Consider the following 17,010-nt stretch of genomic DNA (forward strand, 5'->3'; position numbering starts at 1 on the left):
CCCACCATGCACGATGACCACGGGAACGACGCCCACAGTGCCCACAGTGCCCACAGTGCCTTTGATACTCGGGCCATCCACGCCGGTCAGGCGTTCGACCCGACCACCGGCGCCGTCATCCCCCCGATCTACCAGACGTCCACGTTCGTCCAGGACGGCATCGGGGGCCTGCGCGGCGGCTACGAGTACAACCGCAGCGCGAACCCGACCCGCGACGCGCTGCAGACCCAGCTCGCCTCACTCGAGGGGGCCGCGCACGGGTACTCGTTCGCCTCCGGCCTCGCCGCCGAGGACGCCCTGTTGCGGGCGGCGATGCGCCCCGGCGACCACATCGTGCTCGGCAACGATGTGTACGGGGGCACCCACCGGCTGATCTCGAAGATCCTCGGCGCGTGGGGCATCGAGATCACCACCGTGGAGATGGGCGACCTCGACGCGGTGCGCGCCGCGATCCGGCCCAGCACGAAGGTCCTCTGGGTGGAGACCCCCTCCAACCCACTCATGAAGATCACCGACATCGCGGCCCTGGCGGCGCTCGGTCACGACTCCGGCCTGCTCGTGGTCGTCGACAACACGTTCGCCACACCCGCCCTGCAGACGCCGCTCACCCTCGGCGCCGACGTGGTGGTGCACTCCACGACGAAGTACCTGGGCGGTCACTCCGACGTGCTCGGCGGCGCCGTGCTGCTCAGCGACGACGAACTCGCCGAGAAGCTCGGCTTCATCCAGTTCGCGGCCGGCGCGGTCTCGGCTCCGCTGGACGCCTGGCTCACCACCCGCGGCATCAAGACCCTCTCGGTGCGGATGCAGCGGCACAGCGAGAACGCCCAGGCGATCGCCGAGCACCTCGCCGCTCATCCGGCCGTCGAGCGGGTCTACTACCCCGGTCTGCCCGGCCACCCGGGGCACGAGATCGCCGCCGCCCAGATGTCCCGGTTCGGTGGCATGGTCTCGCTCGGCCTCACGGCCGGCCCGACGGCGGCCCGCACCCTCGCGGAGAGCACGCACCTCTTCCAGCTGGCCGAGTCGCTCGGTGGGGTCGAGTCGCTCATCGGGTATCCGCCGGAGATGACGCACGCGTCGGTGCGCGGCACCGAACTCGCGGTCCCGGAGAACGTGGTGCGGCTGTCCGTCGGGATCGAGGACGTCGGCGACCTGATCGCGGACCTGGACGAGGCGCTGGGCCGGCTCGGCTGATTCGAAGCGTGGGTCGTGCACCCGCCTACCCACGTTTCCCGTCAGGAGAACACGGACGGTGCGTTCCCACGTGGTGAGACGAATCTGAGGCTCTCGGTGGACGCGTAAACGGATTCCTAGACTCGCCACATGCAGGCCTCCCTCGACATCACCCCGCTGCGCAGCCTCGTCGCGGTCGCCGACCACGGCGGCTTCGCGCGGGCCGCCGAGGCGCTGCACCTGACCCAGCCCGCCGTGAGCCAGCACATCCGCAAGCTCGAGAAGGCGGTGGGCCGTGACCTGGTCACCAAGCGCGGCCGGGTCAGCGTGTTCACCGAGGCCGGCACCCACCTGCTCGACGAGGCGCGCCTGATCCTGAGCGCCCACGACGGCGCGCTCGGCCGGCTGCAGGCCCTGCCCACCACGATCGTGGTCGGCTCCACCGAGCACGGCGCCGAGGACCTGCTCCCGGTGGTGGCCGACGCGCTGCGCGCCGCGAACCCGGGTGCGACGGTGCGGTTCCGCGTGGACCGGGGCGCTCGGTTGGCGGAGGAGGTCGAGCGCGGCACCGTCGATGTGGCGCTCCTGCTCGGCGCGGACGACGATGCCCCCGGGGACCTGCCCGCCGCTCCGCTCCCGGTCAGCTGGTTCGCCACTCCCGGGTGGCGTGCTCCCGAGAACGGCGCGATCCCCGTGGTCGCCTTCGACGCCCCGTGCCGGATCCGCGACCGGGCCCTGCGTGGCCTCGCCGAGGACGGTCGCCCGGGCGAGGTCACCGTCGACTGCACCTCCCTGGCCGGGGTGCTGGTCGCCGTCCGGTCCGGCCTCGGTGTCACCGCGCTGCCGCTGCAGGATGCCGCCCCCGGCCTGGTGGTCCGCCCGGACCTGCCCGACCTCGAGCCGATCCCGCTGCGGGTCCGGGCGCGGGTCGGCGCCAGCGAGTTCGGCCACGTCGCCGCCCGGGCCGTGCGCACGCATCTCGGTGCCGACGCCCCCGCGATCCGCCATACCCGGGCGTTCGCGGCCGCGCGCTGAGCAGACCCGCCGGGCGGGTGCGGTGGCCCCGCCACTCAGGCAGGAGCGTCCACGCTCAGACCGAACCCCTCGCCCGAGGCAGTTGGTCGTAGCGTCCTGCCTCGGGCGGGAGGTCGGGCGTCAGCGGGCGGCGACCCCGGCCAGGCTCGACCCGACGCCGGCAGCCCCGCCCAGGCGGTGGCCGACCAGCGGGAACACCTGCTCGGCGATCCGCTCCAGCTCCTCGTGCAGCGGTGAGGACTGGATGAGCACCAGGTCCAGGCCGGCGTCGGCGTAGGCGAGCAGCTTCTCGGCCACCTGCTCCGGGGTGCCCACCAGGTTGGGCCGCAGGCCACGGGTGCCGACCGAGTAGTCGCGCAGGCTGACCTTCTGCTCCAGCTGGGAGTGGCTGATGAACTCCTGGTAGGAGGCGAAGCCGGGGCTGTCCGCGGACGGCGCGGCGGTGATCCGCTCGAGCTCGGCCTGCGCCTCGGCTTCGGTGTCTCGCACGATGACGTAGGCGGCCATGCCGAACTCGTCGAAGCCGTCCGTGCCGAGTTCCTCGCGGCGCCGGCGCATCTCAGCGACCTTCGTGCCGATCTCCTCGACGGTGCCGCCGTGCATCACGTAGGAGTCCGCGAACCGCGCGATCGAGGCCTTGCCACCCTCACTCTCGCCGCCGGCCCAGATCGGCGGTATCCGCTGCGGCTTGGGTTCCAGGATCGTGCCCTCCGCCGTGTAGAACTGGCCGGCGAAGTTGAACGGCGTCTCCCTCCAGAGCCCGGAGACCACGTCCATCCACTCCTCGGTGCGCACGTACCGCTCGTCGTGCTCGCCGAACACGCCGCCGTACTGCTTGGCCTCCTCGGCCCACCACGCGGACACCACGTTCAGGGCGAGCCGGCCGCCGCTGATGTCGTCCAGGGTGGCGGCGCGCTTGGCGAGCACCTGGGGGGTGTGGAACCCGGGCCGCACGGCGACCATGATCTCCACCTGCTCGGTGACCGCGGCGACCGCGGCGGCGAGTTCCCAGGCCTCCAGGCTCGGCGCGGAGGGACCCTTGCGGTCGTTCAGGTACAGCTCGGGGATGAGCGTGATGTCGTAGCCGAGCCGGTCGGCGATCTCGGACACGCGGCGCACGTAGGCGAACGTGGCCGGCATCTGCTCGTCGTCGATGTTGCGGAGGAATCCGCCGTAGATCGGGGTCCAATAGCCCAGTCGCATCGCTGGTCTCCTTCAGGTGTGGGGGTGATGGTCGGCGCGCCGGGTTCAGGCCGGGCGGCCGCCGTGGTTGAGGATCTGGCCGCCGGCGCGCAGCTGCTCGAGGAACTGCACGAGCACGCCGGCGACGCTGCGGTGGTTGGCGTCGTTGAGGACGTCGTGGACACCGCCGCGGACCGTGACGAGTTCCACGCCCGGCCAGTGTCCGACGGCGTCCCGCACCCGGGCCCAGGGCGCCAGCGCGTCCGCCTCGCCATGCAGCACGAGGGTGGGCACCGCGACCTGCCACGCCTCGCCGCCCTCGATGGCCGCTCCGTCGAGGGCGGCACGCCACTGCCCGACGGCGGGGGTGCTGTCCGCCAGCGACGTCACCGTGGTCTCGTCGGCGGCGAGCAGTCCGCGGTGCAGCGGGCAGGCGGTGCGGGCCGAGAGCGCCTCGTCGACGTCCGCCGGGGGCGCGCTCACCTCGAGGGTGGTGCCGGCCAGCACGAGCGCGTTCGCGTCGATCGTGGCCGGCGAGAGCGCCTGCACGGCGGCCGCGGCGGACACGTCGGTGGCGACGAGCACGCGGGGGGCGTCGCCGAGTCGCCCGGCCAGGGCGAGCGCGTCCCAGGTCCGGGCGAGCTCGTGCCCGTCCGAGGCCAGGTGGGGCAGGATCTCGACGGCGTACCCGTCCGCGCTGAGCCGGCGGCCGAACCGCTCGTAGTGCTCGGGTCGCTCGCCACGGCCGGGGACCACCACGATCGTGCCGCGCACGGTGGCCGGCGGATCCCAGCGGACGGCGTCGACCGCGCTCTCGACCAGGGTGCTCATACCGTCCCACCCGCACCGACCAGGGCCGGTTCGCCGGGGACGTCGGAGGCGGCAGCGTCGCGCGCGTCGGCACCGGAACGCAGCAGTGGGACGAGCTCCTCGCCCCACCGGCGCACGTCGTTCAGCGGGTCGAAGCCGCGGATCAGCACCCGGGTGACGCCGAGGTCGTAGTACTTCAGGATCGCCTCGGCCACCTGCGCCGGGGTACCCACCGGCGCCGTCGAGTTCCCGGCCGGGCCGACCAGCTTGGTGATACCGGTCCAGAGCCGCTCGTCGTGGACCTCGGACTCGGCCGCGGCGTCCTGCAGGCGCTGCGCGGACGTGGAGGTCTGGTCCCCCTGCCGCCGGCCGAAGCGCCACCCGGCCTGGTGGTTGCCGAGGCGCTCCGCGGCGGCGTCGTAGATGGCGGCGGCCTTCTCCCAGGCGGCGTCCTCGGTGTCCGCGACGATCGGGCGCAGCGAGACGGAGAACTCGACGTTGCGGCCGTGCTTGGCGGCCTCGGCCCGGATCAGCGCGATCCGCTCGGCCGTGGGCGCCAGCGGCTCTCCGAAGAGCATGAACGTGTCCGTGTGCTCGGCGCCGATCGCGACGGCGTCGCCGGACTGGCCGCCGAAGAAGATCGGGATCTGGCCGTTGGGCTTGACCGCGCTGAATGCGCCCACGTACTTGTAGAACTCGCCTTCGTGGTCGAACGGCTCGGCACTGCTGAGGGTGCGACGCAGGACGTCGATGAACTCCGCGGTGCGGCGGTAGCGGGCGGGCTTGTCGGAGAAGTCGCCCTCCCGCTGCTGGTCGGTGTCGCTGCCGCCGGAGATGTGGTGGATGGCGACCCGGCCCTCACCGTAGAGGTTCTCGAGAGTGGCGAGCTTGCGCGCCACGAGCACCGGCTCGGTGAACCCGGGCCGGTGCGCGATCAGCACGCCGAGGCGTTCGGTGGTGGCGAGGATGTCCGAGGCGATCGCGAACCCGTCCGGGGAGGCGGCGCTGTAGCCGATCAGGGTGCGGTCGAAGCCCGCGTCGTCGTGGGCGCGGGCGAACGCGCGCAGGAACGCCGGGTCGACGACCTTGGTGTTGGCCCAGCCGAGGGACTCGGATCCGTTCTGGGTGGCGACCATGCCGAGGATCTGGATGCTCATGGGAACTCCTTGGGGTGCGAAGAGGTCAGGAAGGTCGGGTGGGGTCTGGTGGGACGGGGTGCGGCTCAGGTGCCCGCGAGCACCTCCCGGCGCAGGACCCGGCGCCCGGCGGCGCCGGAGTCGCCGGCGTGCAGCGACGCCGCGGAGGCGAGCAGCATCCGGGTGTACGGATGCTCCGGCCGGGAGAGCACCTGCGCCGTCGGGCCCTCCTCCACGATCGAACCGCGGTAGAGCACGGCGACCCGGTCGCTGACCGCGGCCACCGAGCCGAGGTCGTGGGAGATGAGCAGCAGGCCGAGCTCCCGTTCGCGGCGCAGGCCGTCCAGCAGTTGCAGTACGTGGTTGCGGTGCGCGGCGTCGAGCGCGCTGACCGGCTCGTCGCAGATGAGGACCTGCGGCGAGACGGCGAGTGCGCGGGCCACCGCGACACGCTGGCGTTGCCCTCCCGAGAGTTGCCCGGGGGTGCGCGTGGCCAGGTCGGGGTCGAGCCCGACGGCGTGCAACGCCTCGGTCACGCCGGTCTCGATCCGGGCGGCGTCGAGTCCGCCACGCAGCACCAGCCCCTGTCCCACCGACCGGCCGACGGTCAGGTCCGGGTCCAGGGAGCGTAGGGGGTCCTGGAAGACGTACTGCACGGCCCCGGTGCGGCGGAACGCCCGCAGCCGGGAGCCACGCAGCGCGCTCACCACTGTGCGGTTGCTGCCCTCGCGGCCCACGGTGATCGTCCCCGCGGAGGTCGGGACCAGGCCGAGTACGGCCCGGGCGAAGGTCGTCTTGCCGGAGCCGGTCTCGCCGATCAGGCCGACGACCTCACCGGCACGCACGGACAGGTCCACGCCGTGCAGGATCTCCCGCCGGCCCAACCGTACCCGGACCCCGCCGGCGGTGAGCAGTTCGGCTCCGGCCGTGCTCGTGGCTCCGACCGGACCGTCGTGCTCGGCGGCGGTCGGCCGGGGCGCGGTCGCGACGGACTCAGACATCGGCGGTCTCCTTCTCCAGGTACCCGGCGAGCGAGTACGCGTCGTGATGCTCCACCAGCAGCCGGGTGTACGGATGCCGCGGGTCGGCCAGGACCTGCGCGGTCGGACCGGCCTCGACGACGACCCCGTCGCGCATCACGAGCAGGTTCTCGGTGCTCCGGGACACCACGGCGAGATCATGGGAGACCAGCACGAGGGCGAGGCCCTCCCGGACCCGGACGGTCTCGAACAGGTCGAGAACATCCGCCTGGACGGTGACGTCCAGGGCCGTGGTGGCCTCGTCGGCGATGAGTAGTTCAGGTCCGAGGCAGATCGCGATCGCGAGCAGGACCCGCTGCAGCATCCCGCCGGAGAGCTCGTGCGGGTACTGAGTCAGGACCAGGTCCACCTGGTGCAGACCGAGGGACCCGAGAAGTTCCGCGGCCCGCTCCCGAGCCGCGGAACGGGAGAGTCCGCCGCGCACCCGCAGGACCTCGGTGAGCTGCTTGCCGACGGCGATGGACGGATTCAGGTAGGAGGCCGGGTCCTGGAACACCGCACCGATGCGGGAACCCCGCACCTGCTCCCACTGGGTGCGGCGCAGGGCACGCAGGTCCATTCCGTCGAAGACCACGCTGCCGCCGGTCACGGAGATCCCGTGCGGCAGCAGGCCGAGCAGTGACCGGGTGGTGAGGGTCTTGCCGGAGCCGGACTCCCCCACGATCCCGAGCGAGCCGCCGCGGGCCAGCTCGAAGGACACGCCGGAGACGAGCTCGCGGCCGTCCGGGGCCTCGATGCGCAGGGCGTCGACCTGGACGAGTGCCTCCCCGGCCGTCACGGCGGCGGGCCCACGGTCATGCGTACCGGTGTCAGCGGACATCGGCCACCTCCCGCTTGAGTGGGTTGCGCAGGGCTTCGGCGGCTCGGCCGGCGTCTCCGCTGGAGTCGCGGATCGCGTCCGCGAGCAGGTTCAGCGCGGCCACCGTGCCCATGATCGCCAGGGCCGGCGCCACCGGCCCGAACGGGCGCTGGGTGAGGTAGCCGAGGTCGGAGGCGAGCATGCCGCCCCAGGTGGGATCCGGCGGCTGGATCCCGATGCCGAGGAACGTGAGCGAGGACACGACGAGCAGGCCGCCGGCGGCCAGGTTCGCGGTCGTGACGACGACCGCGGGCAGCACCTTGGGCCAGATGTGCACGGCCAGCACGTGCCACCAGGGGGCTCCGAGCAGGGTGGCCGCCTCGACGTACTGGGCGCCGGCGTACCCGAGCGCGGCGGCCCGGATGATCCGGAAGTAGACCGGGGCGATCAGCACCCCGACCGCCACCATCGCCTGGAACAGTCCGTTGCCGAACAGCCCGGCGACGGCGATCGCGAAGATGATGAACGGCAACGCCATGAACGCGTCCGCCACCCGCAGACTGGTCCAGGCCACCACTCGGCCGCTGAACGCGGAGAGCATGCCCGGCACGATCCCGAGCAGCGCGCCGATGACGACGGCGGTGAGCGCGGCGAGCACGGACACCCGGGTCCCGGCGACGAGCCGGGACAGCACATCGCGGCCCAGGTAGTCCGTCCCGAGCCAGTGCGCCGAACTGGTGCCCTGCAGCACCGCACTGGTGTCCTGCGCCAAGGGGTCCTGCGGGGCGAGCAGGTCACCCGTGACGACGAGCAGGACAACGACGGCGAGGAACGCCAGTGCCACCTGCGCCGACCGCAGCCGCAGTGCCCGGCGGATCATGCCGCACGCTCCGAGGCGGGCAGCAGCCGGGCCAGCACCACGTTCACGACCAGGGAGGAGACCAGCACCAGCAGCACCGCCACCAGCAGGGACCCCTGGATCACCGGCACGTCACCGCGCAGGGCCGCGTCCCGGGTGAGCTGCCCGAGGCCGGGCATCTGGAACACCGCCTCGGTGATGACCGCACCGCCCACGAGGCGGGGTATGTGCAGACCGATCACGGCGATCGCGGGGGCCGCGCCGTTGCGCAGCGCGTGCACCAGCACCACCCGGCGCCAAGGCAGACCGCGGACCTGGGCCCCGAGCACATAGTTCTCGTCGAGCGCGCTCACGAGGCCGGTGCGCAACTGCCGGGCCAGGTCCGCGGACGCGTCCAGGCCGAGCGCGAACGCCGGGAGGACCAGGAACGAGGCCCACAGGCCGATCCCGGCCGAGATCGGCACGTAGCCACCGGTCGGGAACACGGGGATCAGCACCGCGAACACGATGATCAGACCGATCCCGGCCACGAACGCCGGCACCGTGGTGATCGCTGCCGCGACGGCGGTGATGGCCCGGTCGACGAACCGGCCCCGGTTCAGTGCCGCGACGATCCCACCGCACCCGCCGAGCACGACCGCGATACCCAGCGCGAGCCCTGCGACGGACAGGCTGACCGGGAGTCGTTCGGCGATCGAGTCGGCGACCGGGATGTTCGTGAACCAGGAGGCGCCGAGGTCCCCGTGCAGCGCGTTCCAGACCCAGCTGCCGTACTGCTCGTGGAACGGCCGGTCCAGCCCGAACTCGTGGCGCATCCGCTCCACGTCCGCGGGGGTGGCGACCTCACCGAGCACGGCCGCCGCGGGGTCCTGGTCGCTGAACGCGCCGAGCGCGAACGTGATCAGGGTGGTCAGGAACAGCACCGGGACCGCGATGGCCAGGCCCCGGCCGAGCGCGATCAGGACGCCGCGCGCCGGCGAGTGCGGGGCGAGGTCGGCCACCTCGTCGAGCGGGGCGAGGACCTCCTCGTCCGCGGCCTGCACCTCGGGGGTCGCGACCGCCGTCATTCGACCCACACGCCCTCGAATCGCACCGTGCCGATCTGGTGCTGCCAGTCGTGCACGTTGTCGCCGTGGACGTACAGCCGCGGCCACGTGAACAGGAACGTGTTCGGCATCGTGGTCACCGCCGTGTGCACGGCGGTCTGCAGCGTCTCGGCGTAGGCGGGGTCGTCCAGCGGGACCTGGCGGGCCGCGTCGATCGCCGCGTCGAGTTCGGCGGGGCTGTTGCGCCCGAGGTTCATCAGGCCCTCCGGCCCGAACAGCACCTCGAGCGACTGCACCGGGGACTCCCTGCCGGAGAAGCTGTCCAGGAAGAGCGGGTACTGGCGGGAGATGTAGTTGCTCACGCCAGGCGTCGCCACCTCGATGGTGATGGTGATTCCGGCGGCCGCGACCTGAGCCTGGATCTGTTCGGCCAGTGCCTGGTCCTGGGCGCCGTAGATGGTCAGGGTCAGGTCGATGCCGTCCGGGTACCCGGCCTCGGCGAGCAGGTCCGCGGCGGTGTCCGGGTCGTGGGCGTACAGGTCATCCAGGGATGCGTCGTAGGCGACGTAGTCGGTCGGGAACGGCTGCCAGTTCGGCTCGCCGTGGCCGAAGAACGCGACATCCACGAGGGCCTGCCGGTCGATCGCGTGGCTCAGCGCCTGCAGCACGAGCGGGTCGTCGTACGGGGCGACCGTGTTGTCGACGTCCAGGGTGCGCACCGTGAAGACGCGCTGCTCCTCGACGGTCAGCTGCGCCGCCTCGGCCGCTGCGACCTGAGCCGGCGGCACCACGGCGATGTCGAACTGACCGGAGGTGAGCCCGGCGACGGCGACCGTCGGGTCGGGCGGCGGCTTGAGCTCCAGCCCACCGAGCAGGATGTTCTCGACGTTCCAGTAGTCGGCGTTGCGTTCGAACACGGCCCGCGAGTCCGGCACGTACTCGGTCAGCACGAACGGGCCTGACCCGACCGGCGCGGTGGCGAGTGCGTCGACGTCGGCCGCGAACGCCGTCGGGCTCACGAGCATGCCGGTCTTGCCGGACATCAGCAGCGGGATCTGGTAGTCGGGCTGGTCCAGCTGGAAGGTGACGTTCAGCTCATCGACCACGGTGACGCCCGTGATCACCGCGAGCTGCGCGGCGATCGTGGAGTTCGACTGCGTCTGCCCGCGCTCGATATTCGCTCGGACCGCTTCGGCGTCCACGGGCGTGCCGTCGCTGAACGTGAGGTCGGGGCGCAGGGTGAAGGTGATCTGGTCACCGGCGTCGTTGTAGGACCAGGACTCGGCCAGCCCGGGCCGGGCGTCGCCGTCGTTCTCCTGCTGGACGAGGGCGTCGTAGGCGAGGGCGAGGGCGTGCACATCCTGGCCGGCGGTCGAGGCGACCGGGTCCCACGAGGTCGGCAGGTGCCAGCCCCAGATGAGCGTGCCGTCCGGGTTCGGGGTGCCGTCGGAGGAACTGTTTCCGCCGGCGCCGCCCGAGCAGGCCGCCAGGAGGGCGAGCAGGAGCAGGGGGATGAGGGCGCGGACGGGGCGTCGGCGTGAAGTCATGGGGCGTCCTGTGCGGTGCGGAGGGGTGTGCGGGGGCACGGTGGGCGGATCGGCCGGGGTGTCAACCGGCGACGGCTCGAGGGCGACACCCGAGAGGGCCTGTGTTCGGGCCCTGTCGGGCCGCTGGGGGGCGGGCACGTGCCCGACGGGTCGGCGTCAGGGCCGACAGCAGGACATCCGGGCGCGCCCGCAGGGACACTCCCGACACCGCATCCGGGCAGCCCGGGACCCACGCCGAGCGGCGGGACGGTTCAGGTTGCTCCGAGTCATGACAGCGATGCTCGCAGGCACGCCGGCGCGGCGTCCAACAACGATTCCTGGGCCGACCGATAGCGAGCGCTTATCGGTCGATCACACACCACCTGTGATCCGGGGTTCGACTCCTGATGGAGCTGCCGGAGCCGCCCGTGCCACGTCGGACGCGTGGCGCCGACCCGGCCGTGCGGATCGGCGCCACGCGCGCGTCGGTCGTACTCCCGCGTCAGCCCTGCTGCCGCGTCATGGTGCTGGGGTACCCACCACCGCCCGGGTAGATCCAGTCGCCGGACATCGCGCGGTCATCGTCGGTGAACGTGCCACGGAAGTAGGCGGGGCTGTCCTGTGCACCGGCCCAGATGGTGAGGGTGTCGCCCTTGAGTTCGTAGACGTAGTCGAAGGTGTTCCCCATCGAGTCGTAGAACCGCGAGGCGACCTCCTCGCTGACCGGCTCTCCGAACGGGTGCAGGTGTCCGATCACCTCGAACCCGGTCACCGACTGGCCGTACTGCTCGAGTTCGACATGCTGGATGAGGAAGTGCCCTCCGGGCATCCACTCGTACCGGACCGTGCCCTGCGCCCCGCCGGTCACCGCCCAGGTGCCGACGAGCCGGTCGAGGGCGCGGACCACCGCGCTCGGCTGCGGCGGCGCCTCCTGCGAGTGGTCCTGCGCGTCGGGCTGGTCGTTGGTGTCGATGCTCATGATCTGCTCCTGTCTCGGCTGGAGAGCCCCGGTGTGGGCCGCTCCCACCGATACCTCGGAGCGGCCGTCGGATTCTCGACAGGACCACGGAAGAAGTCCGACCCAAGTCTTCGGCCGATGATGTCGAGATGACGGACCGCGCTACGTGGTGTCTGTGAGCGCCGCCCGATCCCGGACGGCCACCACCATGACCGGAGGACACCATGACCACCACAACGTCTCGGCGGACCACGCACGACGCCCCACCCGGTGGCGGGGCGACGACCGGGCGGCTACTCACAGCGGCCGCACTCGCCGGACCGTTCTTCGTCGTCTCGTCCACCATCCAGGCCTTGGCCAGGGACGGGTTCGACATCCGGGTGCACCCCCTCAGCCAGCTCGCCACGGGTGGGCCCGGATGGATCCAGATGGTCACGTTCGTCGTGGCGGGGCTCGGCGGCCTCAGCCTCGCCGTCGGGCACCGACGCGTGGTGACCACCGGTGCGGGCGCCCGGGTCGCGCCCGTGTTCCTCGTGGTGTTCGGCGTGGCGTTCGTGGTCGCCGGCCTCGTCCCGATGGATCCTCAGAACGGACTCCCGGTCGGTGCGCCGGAGGGCGCCGTGGCGATGTCCTGGCACTCCGTCGTGCATGGGACGGCGGCCGCGGTGTCGTTCACGGCCCTCGCGGTTGCGTGCGTCGCCCTGGTGGTCCGTGCGATCCGAGCGCGGCGGGTGTGGGCAGTGCTCGGGAACGGAGTGGTCGCCGTCGTGCTTCTCGTGCCCGTCTCGGCGACGAACGCGAGCATCCAGGTCGCCGCCACCGGACTGGTCGCCTTCACCTGGATGACGGTCACCGCCCTTCGTCTGCGCAGGCCCGTATGAGCACGCCTAGGCTGGGAGTCTCTGGGAGGAGAACCATGAAGTTCCTGCTACTGAGCTACACACCCGCGCAGTCGTGGGACGCCGAGACGGCTGACGTGCCGGGCGAGGAGGCCCTCGCCGCGTTCGCCGCCTACCAGAAGTTCGAGGCGGAGCTCCGCGAGTCCGGGGAGTTCGTACTCAGCGAGGGCCTGGGACATCCGGCCGTGACCACCACCGTCCGCAAGGTCGACGACGGCGTCGTCGCCACCGACGGCCCGTTCGCCGAGTTGAAGGAGGTGCTCGCGAGCTTCGCGATCATCGAGTGCTCGAGCCACGAACGTGCGCGTGACATCGTCGCCCGCATGGTCGATGTGCTCGGCGAGCCCATGGAGATCAGGCCGATCATGGGCGACGACTTCGCCTGATGGCACCTCCCGCCGACGACCGCGCCACCGGCCCGGACGAGCGCCGCATCGAGCACGTGCTGCGTACCGAGACGCCGCACGTGCTCGGTGCGTTGGTGCGCCGCTTCGGCCGGTTCGAGCTCGCCGAGGACGCGGTGCAGGAGGCCCTGTTCGTGGCGAGCCGGCGCTGGGCGGCCGAAGGGCTGCCCGACGAGCCGCGCAGCTGGCTGATCCGAGTCGGCTACCGCAAGATGGTCGATCTCATCCGGTCGGAGCAGGCCGCCCGGCGACGCGAGGACGAGGCGGCACGGGCCGACCCCGTCCTGGTCGACCCGACCCAGCCCGGACCGGCCGTGGTCGACCGCGACGACAGCCTGCAGTTGCTGCTGCTGTGCTGCCATCCGGCGCTCAGTGAGGTCTCCCAGGTGGCACTCACCCTCCGCGCGGTCGCCGGCCTGACCACCGGCGAGATCGCCCACGCCTACGGTGTCCCCGAGACCACCATGGGTACCCGGATCAGCCGGGCCAAGCGCACGCTGAAGGAAGCGGGTGCACGGTTCGAGATCCGCCACTCCGACGACCTGAGCGCGCGAGTCACAGCCGTGATGCGGGTGCTCTACCTGGTCTTCAATGAGGGCTACACGGCCACCGCCGGCGACGCGCTCACCCGCCCCGATCTGACCACTGAGGCGATCCGGCTGGCGCATCTGCTGCGGGCGCTCCTTCCCCGGGACCCCGAGGCGACCGGCCTGCTGGCACTGATGCTGCTCACCGACGCTCGCCGGGCCAGCCGCACCGACCGCGACCACGAGCTCGTGCTGCTCGGGGACCAGGACCGCACCCGGTGGAACCAGCACCAGATCCGTCAGGGACGGGCGTTGATCGAGCAGGCATGGGCCCTGGATCGCGTGGGGCCGTACCAGTTGCAGGCTGCGATCGCGGCCACCCATACGCAGGCGAGCACCTCCACGGAGACCGACTGGCCGCAGATCGCCGCGCTCTACCTCTGGCTCGAACGACTGCAGCCGAGCGCGCCGGTCCGACTCAGCCGCACGGTCGCCGTCGCCCACGCCTTCGGGCCGCGCCGCGGCCTCGCCCTGCTTGACCAGTTCGAGCGCGAGCACGGACTGACCGACGATCCACTGGTCGCGCAGCGAGCCCGTGCCGTCCGTGCCCACCTGCTCGAGCGGGTCGGCGAACACGACTCCGCCCGAGCGGAGTTCCGCGCGGCCGCGGCGCTGACCGCCAACGGCGCCGAGCGCCGCTACCTGCTACGCCGCGCACGCCCGAACGCGAGCCCGGGAGACCCGGCGCACTAGGACCGGCTCAGGCGCTCTTCTCGCGGGGGGTCCGCTTGGACCGGGGCGCCTCGCGGGGCACCAGGGTCGGGTTCACGTTCTCGAGGACGACCTCGCGGGTGATCACGACGCGGGCGATGTCCTCGCGGCTGGGCACGTCGAACATCACCGACTGGAGGACCTCCTCCATGATGGCCCGCAGGCCGCGGGCACCGGTGCCCCGCAGGATCGCCTGGTCCGCCACGGCCTCGATCGCATCGGGGGTGAACTCGAGTTCGACGCCGTCCATCTCGAACATCCGCTGGTACTGCTTGATCAGGGCGTTGCGCGGTTCGGTGAGGATCTGCGCGAGCGCCGGGCTGTCGAGCGGGGAGACGGTGGTGATCACCGGCACCCGGCCGATGAACTCCGGGATCAGCCCGAACTTCAGCAGGTCCTCGGGCATGACGTCGTCGATCACGTCGACGTCGTCGGCGCTGTGCAGCGGGGCGCCGAAGCCGATGCCGCGGCGGCCGGCGCGGGCGGAGATGATCTCGTCGAGTCCGGCGAACGCCCCGGCCACGATGAACAGCACGTTCGTGGTGTCGATCGTGATGAACTCCTGGTGCGGGTGCTTGCGTCCACCCTGCGGCGGCACCGAGGCCTGGGTGCCCTCGATGATCTTCAGGAGCGCCTGTTGCACGCCCTCACCCGAGACGTCCCTGGTGATGGAGGGGTTCTCGCTCTTGCGGGCGATCTTGTCGATCTCGTCGATGTAGATGATCCCGGTCTCGGCCTTCTTCACGTCGAAGTCGGCGGCCTGGATGAGCTTGAGCAGGATGTTCTCGACGTCCTCGCCGACGTAGCCGGCCTCGGTCAGTGCGGTGGCGTCGGCGATCGCGAACGGCACGTTCAGCATCTTGGCGAGGGTCTGGGCGAGGTAGGTCTTGCCGCAGCCGGTCGGGCCGATCAGCAGGATGTTGGACTTGGCGAGTTCCACGTCGGCGTCGTCGCCGCTGGCCGACGCCGCAGCCGGGCCGGCCTGGACCCGCTTGTAGTGGTTGTAGACGGCCACCGCGAGCGACTTCTTGGCGCCCTCCTGGCCGATGATGTACTGCTCGAGGAACTCGAAGATGTCCCGCGGCTTGGGCAGGTCGACCAGACCGAGCTCGTTCGCCTCGGCGAGCTCCTCCTCGATGATCTCGTTGCAGAGGTCGATGCACTCGTCGCAGATGTAGACGCCGGGGCCGGCGATCAACTTGATGACCTGCTTCTGGCTCTTCCCGCAGAACGAGCACTTGAGCAGGTCGGCGCCCTCTCCGATACGAGCCATGCGCGCCTCACCTCTCCGATCTGCTGGTCAATCTGGTTGCCCGGCGTTGCGCCGTCATCCCATTGTGCGTCATCGATCCTCGACAACAACCATTTCACACTACGTGCGCCACGTCTTTTGTTGCACGAACGGCCCGCCGCGTGTCGCCACGCGCCGGGCCGTTCGGGTCTCGGACGTCTGCCCGTCAGTTGCCGGCGGGCAACTGCGGTGCCTTGCGGCTCTCCAGCACCTGGTCGACGAGGCCGTACTCGAGCGCACCCTTGGCGGAGAGGATCTTGTCGCGCTCGATGTCGGTGCGGACGTCCTCCACCGCCTTGCCGGAGTGCAGCGCCAGGGTGTCCTCGAGCCACTCGCGCATGCGGAGCACCTCGGCGGCGTGGATCTCGATGTCGGAGGCCTGCGCGTACCCGCCGCCCTCGAGCGAGGGCTGGTGGATCAGCACGCGGGCGTTCGGCAGTGCCAGCCGCTTGCCGGGCGAACCGGCCGCGAGCAGCACCGCCGCCGCGGACGCCGCCTGACCGAGGCAGACCGTCTGGATCTGCGGCTTGATGTACTGCATCGTGTCGTAGATCGCCGTCATCGCGGTGAACGAGCCACCGGGCGAATTGATGTACAGGGTGATCAGGCCGTCCGGGTCCTGACTCTCCAGAACGAGGAGCTGGGCCATGATGTCGTCCGCGGACGCGTCATCGACCTGCACGCCGAGGAAGATGATGCGGTCCTCGAACAGCTTGGTGTACGGATCCTGCCGCTTGAAGCCGTACGCGGTCCGCTCCTCGAACTGCGGGAGCACGTAGCGCGAGCTCGGCATCCGGCCTGCGGAGCCGCCGAAGTTCGTCGCCTGGGTGGAAAAGTTCACGGGTCTCTCCTACGAATCAGTGGTGGGCGACGTCAGTTGGTGGTGCCACCGCCGCCGGACACCGCGCTGGAGTCGGTGACGACGTGGTCGATGAAGCCGTACTCGAGGGCCTCGGCCGCGGTGAACCAGCGGTCCCGGTCCGCGTCGCGGTTGATCTCCTCGACGGTGTGCCCGGTCTGCTCGGCGGTCAGTTCGGCCATGACCTTCTTCATGTGCAGGATCAGCTCGGCGTTGATCTTGATGTCCGTCGCTGTGCCGCCGATGCCTCCGGACGGCTGGTGCATCATCACGCGGGCGTGCGGGGTCGCATAGCGCTTGCCCTTGGTGCCCGAGGCGAGCAGGAACTGACCCATCGACGCGGCCATGCCCATCGCCACCGTGGCCACGTCCGGCTGCACGTACTGCATGGTGTCGTAGATCGCCATGCCCGCGGTGACGGAGCCGCCCGGGGAGTTGATGTAGAGCCAGATGTCCTTCTCGGGGTCCTCCGCCGCGAGCAGCAGCATCTGCGCGCAGATCTGGTTCGCGTTCTCGTCGCGCACCTCGGATCCGAGCCAGATGATGCGCTCCTTGAGGAGGCGGTTGAAGATGTGGTCGCCCAGCCCCAGTCCCTGCTGGTCCGACTGTGCGGCCTTGGGAATCTCGCTCACGGTTGCTGCTCCTGATCGTCGGTTGTTGTCTCTGCGCTTGACACTAACGCCGAGTGCGGC

17 protein-coding genes are annotated in these 17,010 nt (G+C 71.2%); 5 read left to right on the top strand and 12 right to left on the bottom strand.

Translation table 11 applies throughout. The features are described 5' to 3' along the window. The first annotated feature begins 6 nt into the window (after positions 1-6). Both EXU48_RS03465 and EXU48_RS03470 read left to right on the top strand, forming a co-directional pair. Positions 7-1,197 carry a cystathionine gamma-synthase gene (locus EXU48_RS03465; RefSeq protein WP_133106203.1) on the top strand — a complete coding sequence of 397 codons (1,191 nt, stop codon included), beginning with the start codon at positions 7-9 and terminating at the stop codon, positions 1,195-1,197. Positions 1,198-1,326: 129 nt separating this feature from the next. Beyond that, a complete protein-coding gene (locus EXU48_RS03470; RefSeq protein ID WP_133106204.1) occupies positions 1,327-2,211 on the top strand; it encodes a LysR family transcriptional regulator in 885 nt (294 codons plus the stop codon). Between the two features lie 120 nt (positions 2,212-2,331). Here EXU48_RS03470 and EXU48_RS03475 read toward each other — a convergent pair whose 3' ends face one another. The 9 genes from EXU48_RS03475 to EXU48_RS03515 form a co-directional block, all read right to left on the bottom strand. Then, positions 2,332-3,414, bottom strand: a complete 1,083-nt coding sequence (locus EXU48_RS03475) for an LLM class flavin-dependent oxidoreductase (RefSeq protein ID WP_133106205.1) — start codon at positions 3,412-3,414, stop codon at positions 2,332-2,334. A 45-nt stretch (positions 3,415-3,459) separates the two neighbouring features. Further along, positions 3,460-4,224 (bottom strand): alpha/beta hydrolase, encoded by a 765-nt coding sequence (locus EXU48_RS03480; RefSeq protein WP_133106206.1) that lies wholly within the window; start codon positions 4,222-4,224, stop codon positions 3,460-3,462. Continuing rightward, on the bottom strand, positions 4,221-5,360 hold the full coding sequence (locus EXU48_RS03485; RefSeq protein WP_133106207.1) for an LLM class flavin-dependent oxidoreductase: 1,140 nt from the start codon (positions 5,358-5,360) through the stop codon (positions 4,221-4,223). The genes EXU48_RS03480 and EXU48_RS03485 overlap by 4 nt, the downstream gene beginning before the upstream one ends. A 65-nt stretch (positions 5,361-5,425) precedes the next feature. Further along, positions 5,426-6,340, bottom strand: coding sequence for an ABC transporter ATP-binding protein (locus EXU48_RS03490; protein ID WP_133106208.1), 915 nt, complete (start codon positions 6,338-6,340; stop codon positions 5,426-5,428). After that, the gene (locus EXU48_RS03495; protein ID WP_133106209.1) at positions 6,333-7,199 is read right to left on the bottom strand and encodes an ABC transporter ATP-binding protein; all 867 of its coding nucleotides are present in this window, start codon (positions 7,197-7,199) and stop codon (positions 6,333-6,335) included. Before EXU48_RS03495 ends, EXU48_RS03490 begins: the two co-directional genes overlap by 8 nt. Then, the gene (locus tag EXU48_RS03500; protein ID WP_133106210.1) at positions 7,189-8,058 is read right to left on the bottom strand and encodes an ABC transporter permease; all 870 of its coding nucleotides are present in this window, start codon (positions 8,056-8,058) and stop codon (positions 7,189-7,191) included. The genes EXU48_RS03495 and EXU48_RS03500 overlap by 11 nt, the downstream gene beginning before the upstream one ends. Further along, a complete protein-coding gene (locus EXU48_RS03505) occupies positions 8,055-9,104 on the bottom strand; it encodes an ABC transporter permease (RefSeq protein ID WP_133106211.1) in 1,050 nt (349 codons plus the stop codon). Before EXU48_RS03505 ends, EXU48_RS03500 begins: the two co-directional genes overlap by 4 nt. Then, positions 9,101-10,630, bottom strand: a complete 1,530-nt coding sequence (locus EXU48_RS03510; RefSeq protein WP_133106212.1) for an ABC transporter substrate-binding protein — start codon at positions 10,628-10,630, stop codon at positions 9,101-9,103. Before EXU48_RS03510 ends, EXU48_RS03505 begins: the two co-directional genes overlap by 4 nt. Before the next feature lie 481 nt (positions 10,631-11,111). After that, a complete protein-coding gene (locus EXU48_RS03515) occupies positions 11,112-11,588 on the bottom strand; it encodes a hypothetical protein (RefSeq protein WP_133106213.1) in 477 nt (158 codons plus the stop codon). A 203-nt stretch (positions 11,589-11,791) separates the two neighbouring features. On the opposite strand from EXU48_RS03515, the gene EXU48_RS03520 reads away from it, so the two are divergent. From EXU48_RS03520 to EXU48_RS03530, 3 genes are read left to right on the top strand one after another with little or no spacing between them, the layout of a single operon-like run. Then, positions 11,792-12,448 carry a DUF998 domain-containing protein gene (locus tag EXU48_RS03520; RefSeq protein ID WP_133106214.1) on the top strand — a complete coding sequence of 219 codons (657 nt, stop codon included), beginning with the start codon at positions 11,792-11,794 and terminating at the stop codon, positions 12,446-12,448. A 35-nt stretch (positions 12,449-12,483) separates the two neighbouring features. Then, on the top strand, positions 12,484-12,852 hold the full coding sequence (locus tag EXU48_RS03525; protein ID WP_133106215.1) for a YciI family protein: 369 nt from the start codon (positions 12,484-12,486) through the stop codon (positions 12,850-12,852). Further along, complete coding sequence (locus EXU48_RS03530) at positions 12,852-14,150, top strand: RNA polymerase sigma factor (protein WP_133106216.1); 1,299 nt, start codon at positions 12,852-12,854, stop codon at positions 14,148-14,150. Before EXU48_RS03525 ends, EXU48_RS03530 begins: the two co-directional genes overlap by 1 nt. Positions 14,151-14,157: 7 nt before the next feature. Here the strand turns inward: EXU48_RS03530 and clpX are convergent, their stop codons facing one another. The 3 genes from clpX to EXU48_RS03545 form a co-directional block, all read right to left on the bottom strand. Continuing rightward, complete coding sequence (clpX, locus tag EXU48_RS03535; RefSeq protein ID WP_133106217.1) at positions 14,158-15,441, bottom strand: ATP-dependent Clp protease ATP-binding subunit ClpX; 1,284 nt, start codon at positions 15,439-15,441, stop codon at positions 14,158-14,160. Between the two features lie 184 nt (positions 15,442-15,625). After that, complete coding sequence (locus EXU48_RS03540; protein ID WP_133106626.1) at positions 15,626-16,252, bottom strand: ATP-dependent Clp protease proteolytic subunit; 627 nt, start codon at positions 16,250-16,252, stop codon at positions 15,626-15,628. A gap of 80 nt (positions 16,253-16,332) precedes the next feature. Then, positions 16,333-16,950, bottom strand: a complete 618-nt coding sequence (locus EXU48_RS03545) for an ATP-dependent Clp protease proteolytic subunit (RefSeq protein ID WP_133106218.1) — start codon at positions 16,948-16,950, stop codon at positions 16,333-16,335. Between the last annotated feature and the right edge of the window lie 60 nt (positions 16,951-17,010).

It is taken from the genome of Occultella glacieicola, assembly GCF_004353825.1.
Classification (GTDB): domain Bacteria; phylum Actinomycetota; class Actinomycetes; order Actinomycetales; family Beutenbergiaceae; genus Occultella; species Occultella glacieicola.